The 12,572-nt window shown below is 33.8% G+C and carries 8 protein-coding genes and 1 tRNA gene; 7 read left to right on the forward strand and 2 right to left on the reverse strand.

Annotated elements, in window-relative coordinates:
• The first annotated feature begins 205 nt into the window (after positions 1 to 205).
• From ACFQ1R_RS10430 to ACFQ1R_RS10460, 7 genes are all read left to right on the forward strand, one after another.
• Complete coding sequence (locus ACFQ1R_RS10430) at positions 206 to 3,223, forward strand: SusC/RagA family TonB-linked outer membrane protein (RefSeq protein WP_379926110.1); 3,018 nt, start codon at positions 206 to 208, stop codon at positions 3,221 to 3,223.
• Between the two features lie 9 nt (positions 3,224 to 3,232).
• On the forward strand, positions 3,233 to 4,708 hold the full coding sequence (locus ACFQ1R_RS10435) for a RagB/SusD family nutrient uptake outer membrane protein (protein ID WP_379926111.1): 1,476 nt from the start codon (positions 3,233 to 3,235) through the stop codon (positions 4,706 to 4,708).
• A gap of 17 nt (positions 4,709 to 4,725) precedes the next feature.
• Positions 4,726 to 6,801: a hypothetical protein gene (locus ACFQ1R_RS10440; RefSeq protein WP_379926112.1), complete on the forward strand. Its 2,076-nt coding sequence runs from the start codon at positions 4,726 to 4,728 to the stop codon at positions 6,799 to 6,801.
• Positions 6,802 to 6,809: 8 nt separating this feature from the next.
• Positions 6,810 to 7,700, forward strand: coding sequence for a glucan endo-1,3-beta-D-glucosidase (locus tag ACFQ1R_RS10445; protein ID WP_379926113.1), 891 nt, complete (start codon positions 6,810 to 6,812; stop codon positions 7,698 to 7,700).
• Between the two features lie 53 nt (positions 7,701 to 7,753).
• Positions 7,754 to 8,884, forward strand: a complete 1,131-nt coding sequence (locus ACFQ1R_RS10450; RefSeq protein WP_379926114.1) for a glycoside hydrolase family 16 protein — start codon at positions 7,754 to 7,756, stop codon at positions 8,882 to 8,884.
• 1 nt (position 8,885) lies between these two features.
• Entirely contained in the window at positions 8,886 to 11,174 is a 2,289-nt protein-coding gene (bglX, locus tag ACFQ1R_RS10455; RefSeq protein ID WP_379926115.1) for a beta-glucosidase BglX, read from the forward strand.
• A gap of 110 nt (positions 11,175 to 11,284) precedes the next feature.
• A complete protein-coding gene (locus ACFQ1R_RS10460) occupies positions 11,285 to 11,968 on the forward strand; it encodes a LysE family translocator (protein ID WP_379926116.1) in 684 nt (227 codons plus the stop codon).
• A 41-nt stretch (positions 11,969 to 12,009) separates the two neighbouring features.
• On the opposite strand, the gene ACFQ1R_RS10465 is transcribed toward ACFQ1R_RS10460, so the two are convergent.
• Positions 12,010 to 12,080, reverse strand: a tRNA-Cys gene (locus ACFQ1R_RS10465).
• A 50-nt stretch (positions 12,081 to 12,130) separates the two neighbouring features.
• Positions 12,131 to 12,493 (reverse strand): dihydroneopterin aldolase, encoded by a 363-nt coding sequence (folB, locus tag ACFQ1R_RS10470; RefSeq protein ID WP_379926117.1) that lies wholly within the window; start codon positions 12,491 to 12,493, stop codon positions 12,131 to 12,133.
• Positions 12,494 to 12,572 lie beyond the last annotated feature (79 nt).

Genomic DNA, 12,572 nt, shown 5'->3' on the forward strand with positions numbered 1-12,572 from the left:
ATACAACACCACAACATTTGTATTTTTTACTCTTTTGGTTTACAATAGTATTCAATATCATTTTCTTATTATTTATCTTAAAAATTGAGGTTTTATTAAATTTTAGTTGATTTTTTTATGATGTATGTTTTTTGTTGCGGTTAAAAATTATAATTCATCAATCTTTAAAATTAAATTTACATAAACTAAAATAAACTAAATTCATATGAGGCATTATCTCTTTAAACTTCTAACATTGTTTTTTATAACATATTCTGGTGCACAGAATATTAATGTTAGCGGAAATGTTCAAGATAACTCTGGGTTTCCAATACCAGGAGTTAATGTAATTGTAAAAAATACCACTAAAGGAGCAGTTACAGATTTTGATGGTAATTTTACCATTACAGATGTTAAAGTAGGAACAACACTAACGTTTAGCTACATTGGTTATGTAACTAAAGATGTTGTTATTTCTAACAATTCAAAACTAATTATAAAACTACAAGAAGACTTAGCAAAACTTGATGAAGTTGTAGTTATTGGGTATGGTACGCAAACTAAAAAAGAAATTACAGGTGCTGTAAGCGTTGTTTCTAGCGAAAGTATTGAGGCTTTAAAACCAACACGTATAGAACAAGCATTACAAGGACAAGTTGCTGGTGTTAATATTACCTCGCAATCTGGTACACCTGGTGGCGGTTCTACAATTAGTATTAGAGGTGTTTCTACCAATGGCGATAGCAGACCATTAATTTTGGTTGATGGCAATGTTATTGAAGATTTAAGTGTAGTAAACCCAAGTGATATTGAAAGCATCAATATACTTAAAGATGCAACTGCTGGTATTTATGGTGTAAGAGCAGCTAATGGCGTTATACTTATAAAAACAAAAACAGGGCGTAAAGAAATGCCTTTAAAAGTAGAGTATAATGCATACGGCGGGTTTCAACAAACCACAAGAAAAATACCTGTTTTAAACGCTACCGAATATGGTGCCATTGTAAACGAAGCTTATGCGGCAGGAGGTAATACACCACCGTTTACAAATTTAGCATCATTAGGTGTTGGTACAGATTGGCAAGATTTGGTTTTTGAGAATGCACCAATTACAAACCACAGCATATTATTTAGTGGTGGTGGTAAAAAATCATCTTATTCATATAGTAGTTCGTTTTTAACGCAAGATGGTATAGTTGGTGGTAGTAAATCTAACTTTACACGTTTTACAAATAACGGTAGTTATCAATTAGATATTCTTGAAAATTTAAAACTTACTTCAGGTCTTACTTTAATGCGAACAAGCAAAAGAAACCTTCCTGAAAATTCAAACTCATCCGTATTATTTAATGCCGTAAACATGGCGCCAACCTTTTCAGTATATGATGAAAATGGAGCTTATACATTAGCTGAAGGTTTAGGTGGTGAAGTTATAAATCCATTAGCACAAATTGATGATACGTTTGATAGAGGTAAAGTAATGAAATTAAGCGGAAACGCAGGTTTATCATATAATTTCTTCGATCATTTTACTGCACAATCAAACATACAATTTAACTATTCTGAAGTTACAGCTAAAGTGTTTAATCCTATTGCTTATTTTGGTAGTGGAAAAAATAGTAACGTTGATAGAAGCAGTGTTTTTGAAGGTTTAAATTACTACAGAGATTACACGTTTGATGCCTTTGTTAAGTATGAAAATAAAATTAACGACGTACATAATATCAATCTATTATTAGGTACTTCGGTATTTAAAACAACAGGCGAATTTACAGGTGCTACAGGTTTTGATATTATTGGTAATGATTATGCAAATGCTAATTTAGAGCAAGCTTCAGATATTGAAAACATTAACCGATTTACTGGTAGAAACCCTACATTCGACTCTAGGTTATTATCCTATTTTACAAGATTGCAGTATGACTACAAAGGAAAATATCTACTCTCAGCTGTTGTACGTCGTGATGGTTCAACCAAATTCGGACCAAAAAACAGGTTTGGTATTTTCCCTTCTGGTTCTATTGGATGGGTGATGTCTGATGAAGATTTTCTAAAAGATAATTCATTTATAAATTTATTAAAAGTAAGAGCTTCTTATGGTGTTTTAGGTAACGATAGAATACCAGATTATAGATATGTATCACTTTTAAATGGTGAAGGAACTTATATTTTTGATGATATTGAATACATAGGAACAGCAAGCGGTGGTATTGCAAACCCAGAAATTAGATGGGAAAAACAAAAAACATTTGATATTGGTTTAGACCTTCGTTTATTAGATAATAAAATTGATATCACTACCGATTATTTTAAAAGAAGAACCGAAGATTTATTAGTAATTCCAGAAGTATCAGGCTTATTAGGTACTGGTGGCGCACCAGTAGTAAATGGTGGTACTGTAGAAAATACAGGTGTTGAATTTGCCATAGGTTACACAGAAAATTTTAGCGATAATTTCAAATTTAGCATCAAATACAATGTTACCTACTTAAAAAACGAAGTACTTTTTGTAGATACTAATACAGGTGTTTTAACAGGCGGTGGTTTTGGTATTAGCCAACCAGCACCATCAAGAATGGAAGCTGGTTTCCCTATGGGTTATTTTTATGGTTACCAAACAGCAGGTATTTTTCAAAACCAAGATGAAATTAATGATTCTGCAGTAGGTGATATTGCTCCAGAACCTGGCGATATTAAATATGTTGACCAAAATAAGGATGGCGTAATTACTGAAGATGATCGTGTTAATATTGGCAATCCATTACCAGATGCTACCATGGGTCTTAATATATCTATAGACTACAAAAACTTCGATTTTAGTGCTTATGCATTTTCATCAATAGGCAATGAAATAGTTCGTAATTATGAACGTGGACAACAACTTACCAATAGAACTAACTCATACTTAGCACGTTGGACGGGTGAAGGAACAAGTAATACCTTCCCAAGAGTTTCAAATGGTGCTACACCAAACGGTTTGTTTTCAGATTTTTATGTTGAAGATGGTTCATTTGTTCGTTTACAAAATGTTCAATTAGGTTATACCTTTTCAGAAAAAGCATTTAAAAATTCAAGAATAAATAAACTTCGTATTTATGTTTCTGCTAATAACCTATTAACATTAACAAAATACAAAGGTTATGATCCTACTGCATCAAGTGGCGCGCCGCTAGGTGGTGGTATAGACCAAGGGTTTTATCCTAGTGCTAAAACATATTTATTAGGAATTAACTTAAAACTTTAATTAAGCATTATGAAAAATTTTAAAACTATAAATATCCTTGTTTCATTTGCTTTTTTAGCAATATTTTCTTGTGCCGATAGCTTTATTGATGTCGATTCACAAGATGAAAACTCAGAGGATTTTTTCAATACAGAAGAAGATTATCAAAAAGCATTAATAGCAGCTTACGATTATTTACAAGCAACCGCACAACAATTTCAAGTTGCCGAAATAGCATCCGATAACACACTTGCAGGTGGAGAAAGTGCTACCGATACACCGGGTATTCAAGAAATTGATGATATGATACACACACCAACAAATGCTCAATTACGCAACATTTGGACATGGATGTACACAGGTGTTAACAGAACAAATTACATTATGGAATTTCAAGATAAAACAGATTTTCCTAATAAAACAAGTGTAATTGCACAAACCAGATTTTTAAGAGCTTTCTATTATTTTGAATTGGTAAAATGGTTTGGCGATGTGCCTTTGGTTGTTGACAAACGTATTCAATACGGCGAACAATTTGGTTTAGAAAGAACACCAAAAGCTCAAGTTTACGCTCAAATTGAAGAAGATTTAATTTTTGCAGCTGCCAATTTACCATATACACAAGCACAAACTGGACGCATTACAAAAGGTGCTGCCGAAGCCTTATTAGGTAAAGCATATTTGTATCAAAATAAGTTTCCAGAAGCGGCTTCAGTACTAGAAAACTTAATTACTAAAGGTCCACATGATTTGTTGCCAACAGCAACAGCGCCGTTAATGTGGGAAAACGAATATGAGAATAGTATTGAATCTGTTTTTGAAATTCAATATTCTGATGTTGATGGTGGTTCTTATGATTGTTTTCAATGTTTAGAAGGAAATTATGCTGTTGGTTTTAATGGTGTAAGAGGTTATGTTGGACCCGTTTTCGATTTTGGTTACAGTTTTAATGTACCAACACAAGATGCTGTTGACGCTTTTGAACCTGGCGATATTCGTTTAGCATATTCAATTTTAGATATTAAACAATGGATAATTGATAATCCTACAGCAAGTTATAATGAAGATGCTGGTTATGAACAAACAGGGTATTTCAACAGAAAATATATAGCGCGTTTAGGCGATGCTAACCGTCCGGATGCAGCATTAACCAATCCAAATAACTATCGCGCCATTCGTTTTGCCGATGTATTATTAATGGCTGCGGAGGCTTTAAATCGTGGTAATATTAGCGATGATAGAGCAAAAATTTATTTAAATAGAGTTCGTAATAGAGCTACCCTAGGTAGTGTTTCAACTACAGGTACAAACCTTACAAACGATATTTATAAAGAGCGTCGTGTAGAGTTAGTTGGCGAAGGTCACCGTTTTTTCGATTTAGTTAGAACGGGTAGAGCAGCAGGAACAATTCCAGGTTTTCAAGCAGGTAAGCATGAGCTTTTCCCAATTCCTATTCAAGAAATTGAATTATCAGGGAATACTTGGGCACAAAACCCAGGATATTAAAATTAAAAAACTACAATATGAAAACATTAAAATATATATTTAGGCTAAGCCTAGTTTTATTCTTCTTTATTAACTGTACAGAAGATACTAATGATTTGAGTTTTATAGATAATGTTACAGCACCTGCAAATGTTTCAGCATTATTTCAAATAACTCAAGATAATACAGGGTTAGTAACTATTACACCAAATGCAGAAAGCGCTGTATCTTACAATGTAACTCTTGGCGATGGTTCTGAACCAATTAAAATTAAACAAGGTTCTAGTGGCAACCATGTTTATGCAGAAGGAAGCTATACAGTTAAAATAGAAGCAGTAGGTATTACAGGTCTTAAAACCGAGGTTTCTAAAGATATTGTTGTATCATTCAAAGCACCACAAAATTTAGTAGTTACTATTGAAAATGATGCAGCCATAACCAAGCAAGTAAATGTTGTAGCAACTGCCGATTTTGCAATGTTTTACGAAGTATATTTTGGAGAAGCGGGCAATACAGAACCTGTACTTGGTAACATAGGTGAAACCGTTAGTTACACTTACCAAGAAGCAGGAACGTACACTATTAGAATTGTAGCAAAAGGAGGCGCAATTGCAACTACAGAATACACTCAAGAATTTTTAGTAACAGCTATTTTACAGCCTATTACAAACGCAGCTACACCACCACGACGAGATGCTGCCGATGTTATTTCAATTTATAGTGATGCTTACACTAGTTTATCTGGCGTTAATTTTTACCCTAATTGGGGGCAAGCAACTACCTATACGCAAATTGCTGTAGCAGGGAACAACATCATTCAATATGGAAATTTAAATTATGAAGGGATAGATTTCAATGCAACAATAAACGCTTCTGCAATGCAATATTTACACATAGATGTTTGGACTGCCGATTTAGCTGCTTTAGAAATTTTCCCAATAAGCGCAAGTACTGGTGAAAAATCGGTAGTTAAAAATTTAACGGCAGACGAATGGGTAAGTTTAGATATTCCATTAAGCGATTTTACTTCTCAAGGTTTATCAATGGCCGATTTATTTCAGTTTAAGTTTGTATCTCCTAGTGGTTCAGGTACTGTCTTTTTAGATAATATCTATTTCTATAAACCATCAAGTATACCAACAGTACCTATTACAAAAGCACCAATACCTACAGCACCACAAGCTAATGTTGTGTCTATATTTAGTAATGCTTACACTAATGTGGCGTTAAGTGAAGTAAACCCAAATTGGGGGCAATCTACCACCTTATCTAGTGTTAATATACAAGGTGATGCTACTTGGTTGTTTGAAAACTTAAACTATTCAGGTTTAGTAACCAATTATGGAAGTCCAACCAATTTAACCGGGAAAACCTTTGTGCATTTTGATTATTTCACACCAGATGCTACAACACTTGGGTTAAAATTAGTTAACACATCGTTTCCTGATGGTAATGCTTCAAAAGAAGATATCGAGTTTGTTTCAAGCGTATCCTTGGGTACATGGGTAAGTGTAGATATTCCGTTATCAAAGTTTTCAACAGATATTTCAGGAATAACTCAAATTATTTTTGAATCTTCTTCTGCAAAAGTATATATCGATAACCTGTATTTTTATACTAATGGCGATGGTAGTGCTCCTACAGTAGCAGCAACAACACCTACATATGGTGCTAGCAGTGTAGTATCTATTTTTAGTGATGCTTATACCAATGTTGCTTTAAGTGAGGTTAACCCAAATTGGGGGCAAACAACAACCTTAACAACTACCAATATAGGTGGTAATAATATGTGGTTTTATCAATCACTAAATTATACGGGTATTGTAACCAGTTATGATAATCCAACCAATTTATCAGGTTTCAAATACTTACATTTCGATTATTTTACACCAGATGCTACAACGCTTGGATTAAAATTGGTAAACACAACGTATGGCGATGGCAATCCGCTTAAAGAAGATATTGAATATGTATCAAGCATTACACGTGGAACGTGGATAAGTGTAGATATTCCAGTTGCTAATTATACAACGGATGTTTCAGCAATTACACAATTTGTTTTTGAATCTTCTGGAGCCAAAGTATATATCGATAACATTTACTTTCATAATTAAAATTTAGAATGATGAAAAAATTAAAAAATATAATAGGTTTCTTTTTAATAACTGTTTTGGCATTTACAAGTTGTCAAGAAGACGATTTATCATTTGGAGAACTAGTAGCACCGTCAAATATTGAAATTTCAGTTACGTATATTGATGATAACGCTGAATCACCTGCTCCAGGATTAGGAAGCGGAGAAATTAAAGTATCTGCAAAAGCCGATAATGCAACAGCATATCAATTTGTAATTCAAGGTCAAACAAAGCTTCAAAAATCGGGTAGTGCATCGCACACATTTACAACACTTGGTACAAACACCTATGCTGTTACTGTAGTTGCTTTTGGAACAGGAGGTATGTCTTCAAGTAAAACTATAGAGGTTGAAGTACTAGCTTTATATGAGCCACCAGCCGATTTATTAACTATGCTAACATCTAATAGTTCAAGAACTTGGAAAATAGCATCAACTGTTAATAAACATTTCGGTTTGGGTTCAATAGGAGGACCAGAATTTGAATATTATGGTGCAGCTCCTGGTGATAAAGCCAATTCAGGAATGTACGATGATAGATATACGTTTAATGTAGATGGAACATTTACACATAATGTAGGACCAGATGGTTTTGTGTTCGGACGCGAAAATTTAATTAATGAATTAGGTGGTTCTGGTGGTACTGCAAATGGCGCAGACATAGAAAACTACACGTTTAGCACATATTCGGCACAATGGACTTTAACTGCTCCAAACGAAGTTGAAACATTAAGTTTAACAGGTATTGGTTTTATTGGATATTATGTAGGCGGAAACCATAGTTATAAAATAGTTAGTCGTTCGGCTGATGAAATGATTATTAGCACCACAGATGGAAACGGTCAATTTGATTGGTGGTTTAGATTAATACCTGAATAAGAGGGTAATTAATAGCGTAAAGAAGGGAGATTTTATGTCTCCCTCTTTTTAAAATGAAGAAATATAAAATAGAAAAAATGTTTAAAAAGATGCTATACATCATTCAAATTGCTTTTGTAATGCTTTTATCATGTTCAGGCGGTAGTGATGATACTACACCCGAACAACCTAAAGCCATAATACCAACAAACTTAGCACTACAAATTGTTGTATCTGGTACAAACAGTAGCAACCCTAACGGTGATGGCTCAGGTAGTATTACTTGTAACGCTAGTGCAACAAATGCTGTTTCTTATGGTTTTAAAATAGGTAGCGAAGCTGAAGTAAAAAATACAACAGGCATTTTTAATTATACATGTACTAAAGAAGGTTTAAATGATTATATCATAACTGTTTTTGCATATTCAAGTTCAAATAATAGTATTAGCGATTTTAAAAAAGTAGCAGTTTTTGTTACCGAAAAAGGCCCTCAATTAATTTGGTCTGACGAGTTTAATACCAATGGCGCACCAGATGTTACAAAATGGGGTTACGATTTAGGTAACGGTTGTCCAACTAATTGTGGTTGGGGTAATGGCGAAAAAGAATTTTACACAAACAGAACCGATAACGTTAAAGTTGAAAATGGCGTTTTAAAAATCATTGCTAAAAAAGAAAATTATCAAGGTTCAGAATATACATCTGCTAGATTATTAACCAAAGGAAAATTCGATTTTACCTATGGTAGAGTAGATGTAAGAGCCAAATTACCATCTGGCGCTGGTACTTGGCCAGCTATTTGGATGTTGGGCGCTAATATAGATGCTGTAGGTTGGCCAGCATGTGGTGAAATAGACATTATGGAACATTGGGGTTACAATCCAACATTTATTTCAAGTGCTACACATACACCATCATGTTCTGGTGGTTGTGCTAATACTAAAGTGGGAGAAACTACAATAACGGATTACGCTACGCAATTCCATGTATATAGTCTAGAATGGACAGAAACCGAACTTAAATTTTTAATAGATAATGTTGTTAAATATAGCTATAAACCAGCCGTTAGAAACAGCAGTACATGGCCTTATACAGCACCACAGTTTTTAATTTTAAATGTAGCTATGGGCGGTAGTTGGTTTTCAATTGACCCAAATTTTACCGAATCTGTAATGGAAGTAGACTACGTTAAAGTATATCAATAATATGAAGATAAATAACCTATATAATTTACTTATCGTCTTTCTAGTAATCACAATTGTATCGTGTAAAGAGAAAACGGATGCTTTGGGCGAAACAAGTAATTTAAACGATGCAATAGAAAAGAAAGTTTCCGAATTACTTTCAAAAATGACCTTAGAAGAAAAAATTGGTCAAATGAACCAATACAATGGTTTTTGGGATGTAACAGGACCAACACCATCATCAGGAGATGCTTCAAAAAAATACGAACATTTAAAGAAAGGTTACGTTGGCTCCATGCTTAACGTAACAGGTGTTGATGAAGTAAGAGCAGTTCAAAAAATAGCTGTTGAAGAAACTAGATTGGGTATTCCGTTAATCATTGGTTTTGATGTAATTCATGGTTATGAAACATTAAGCCCTATTCCGTTAGCTGAAGCTGCAAGTTGGGATTTAGAAGCTATAAAAAAATCAGCGCAAGTAGCAGCAAAAGAAGCTTCAGCAGCAGGAATAAACTGGACGTTTGCACCTATGGTTGATATTTCTCGTGATGCCCGCTGGGGACGTGTTATGGAAGGTGCTGGAGAAGACACATATTTGGGTAGTAAAATAGCAACAGCTAGAGTACAAGGCTTTCAAGGTGATGATTTAGCATCACCAGAAACCATTGCCGCTTGTGCTAAACATTGGGCTGGTTACGGGTTTGCTGAATCGGGTAGAGATTATAATACTGTCGATGTTGGTACTTCAACATTAAATAACATCATTTTTCCACCATTTAAAGCAGCTACCGATGCTGGTGTACGAACCTTTATGAATTCTTTTAACGAGTTAAATGGTATTCCTGCAACAGGAAATGCTTTTTTGCAACGTGATATTTTAAAAGGAAAATGGGGATTTACAGGTTTTGTAGTTTCAGATTGGGGTTCAATTAATGAAATGATTGCTCATGGGCATGCCAAAAATAAAAAACATGCTGCTGAATTAGCTGCCAACGCAGGTTCAGATATGGATATGGAATCGTATGCGTATGTTGACGAGTTGGCAAGTTTAGTTAGAGAAGGTCTTGTAAAAGAAACATTAATAGATGATGCAGCTAGACGTATTTTGAGAGTTAAATTTGAACTTGGTTTGTTTGATGACCCATATAAATATTGCAATAAAGAAACTGAAAAGAAGGTTATTGGAAGTCAAGAAATACAGGACGCAGTTTTAGATATGGCTAAAAAATCAATCGTATTACTTAAAAACGAAAATGCCTTATTACCTCTTAAAAAAGAAGGACAAAAAATAGCTTTAATTGGTGCTTTGGCGGCCGATAAAACAAGTCCGTTAGGCAGTTGGCGATTAGCCGCAAAAGATAGTACAGCAGTTTCAGTACTCGAAGGCATGCAAAACTATACAAGCAACACATTAACCTATGCAAAAGGCGCCAATTTAACACTAGGTAAAACAACATTTCCTTTGGAATTAACAATAAATACTACTGATAAAAGCGAATTTCCACAAGCTATTCAAACAGCAAAAAATGCCGATGTTGTTGTTATGGTTTTAGGCGAACATGGTTTCCATAGCGGTGAAGCGCGTAGTAGAACAGATTTAGGCTTACCAGGTGTACAACAGGAACTTTTAGAAGCTATTTACAAGGTTAATAAAAACATTGTTTTGGTATTAAATAATGGGCGTCCACTAACAATTCCTTGGGCAGATGCACACATTCCCGCTATTGTTGAAGCGTGGCAATTAGGTACACAAAGTGGTAATGCCATAGCACAAGTTTTGTATGGCGATTATAACCCGAGTGGAAAATTACCAATGACGTTTCCTAGAAGCGTTGGGCAAATTCCAATTTATTACAATTATAAAAATACAGGAAGACCAGTTATTCCTGCACCAAACGAAGTGTTTTGGTCGCATTATACCGATGAAAGTAATACGCCTCTATATCCGTTCGGGCATGGGTTAAGCTATACTACATTTTCATATAATAATCTTTTAGTTGAAAAGATTTCTAGTGATGAAGTGAAAGTTTCAGTGAAGGTAAAAAACACTGGAAATGTTGCAGGTAAAGAAGTAGTTCAACTTTACATACGAGATTTATTAGGAAGTATAACCAGACCAGTAAAAGAATTAAAAGGCTTTGAAATAATTTCTTTAGAGCCAAATAAAGACGTTAAAGTAAGCTTTAACCTCACTAAAAATGAATTAGGATTTTTTAATAATGAAGGAGACTTTGTTTTAGAACCAGGCGATTTTAAAGTTTTTGTTGGTGGTAGTTCGGAAACCGTTTTAGAAGCTGATTTTAAAATTTAATACATAAAGAATTTCATTAAATTAGTTTAATTTGTTTGTTGTTTAAAAGGTGTGTTTTAGTTTAACACACCTTTTTTTCTTTACTTTGTAGTAAACCCTCATAATATTCTATGTTTGATGATATTTTAGCGGCCATTCCTTTTGGAATAATTTTAGCGTTCACTATTGGTCCTGTTTTTTTTGTGCTGCTTGAAACGAGTGCAACAAAAGGTTTTAAAAGCGCCTTAATTTTTGATTGTGGCGTTATGTTGGCAGATATTATATTCATTTTAGTAGCTTTTTTTAGTACTAGTAAACTGCTTGAAACCATAAAAGACGATCCTAGTTTTTTAATTTTTGGCGGTGTTTTGTTAGTAACTTATGGATTTATTTCATTCATTAAAACATCAAAATCCTTTCGAGAAATTGTTAGAGAATACCATAAAATTGAAATAAAACGCGGCTATGGAAAACTATTTTTAAAAGGCTTTTTACTCAATTTTATTAATATAGGTGTGCTATTAGGTTGGGTGGCATTTATAGTTATTGCCAATTCAATTACAAGTTCTAACGATGGTGTAGTAGTGTTTTTAAGCACTATTTTAATAGTCTATTTTTTAGTCGATTTAGTTAAAATAGTTATAGCCAAAAAACTTAAAAGCAGATTAACACCACGCATTATATTCAAAACCAAAAAAATAATAGCTTTAGTTATTTTAGGTTTTGGCGTATTGCTTTTAGTTCAAGGGTTTTTTCCTAAGGAAAAAGAACTTATTAAAGAGAAATTGGAAAAAATAAGTCCTATTAAAAAATAAGGCATAAAAAAAACCCTCAACAAATTGCTAAGGGTTTTTTGAGGTGTCGAGCGGATTCGAACCGCTGTAGCAGCTTTTGCAGAGCTGAGCCTAGCCACTCGGCCACGACACCTTAATTGCGATGCAAATTTAAAAAAAATTAAGACTTTACAACAGTTAAAATTACTTTTTACGTTTATCAGACATTTTTATAGTCACTTTTTCTACATCGCCTCCAATAGGTGGGTTTAGTTTACTTACCCAAACCGTTGCTTTTTTTACCAACTTATCTTCTTTAAAAATGCGATTTAAAATGCGTTTTCCAACCGTTTCTAATAATTGTGAAGGTATTGCCATTTCATCTTTTATAATGCGGTTTAGAAACACATAATCAACAGTATCAGTAAGTTTATCTGTTTTAGCAGATTTTTGTAAGCTGGCTTCAACTTCTAAATCTACAAGGTAATCACTACCAATTTTTGTTTCTTCTTTTAAGCATCCGTGGTATGCAAATACACGAATATTTTCAACTTTTATAATTCCCATGTTAGGTGGTTTTAAGTCGGTAAAATTACCTAATTTTGCACAATATTTTTTGTTTAATTACCTATTGCCAAACATTTTT

Source organism: Mariniflexile jejuense (assembly GCF_042675665.1).
GTDB classification, from domain to species: Bacteria; Bacteroidota; Bacteroidia; order Flavobacteriales; family Flavobacteriaceae; genus Mariniflexile; species Mariniflexile jejuense.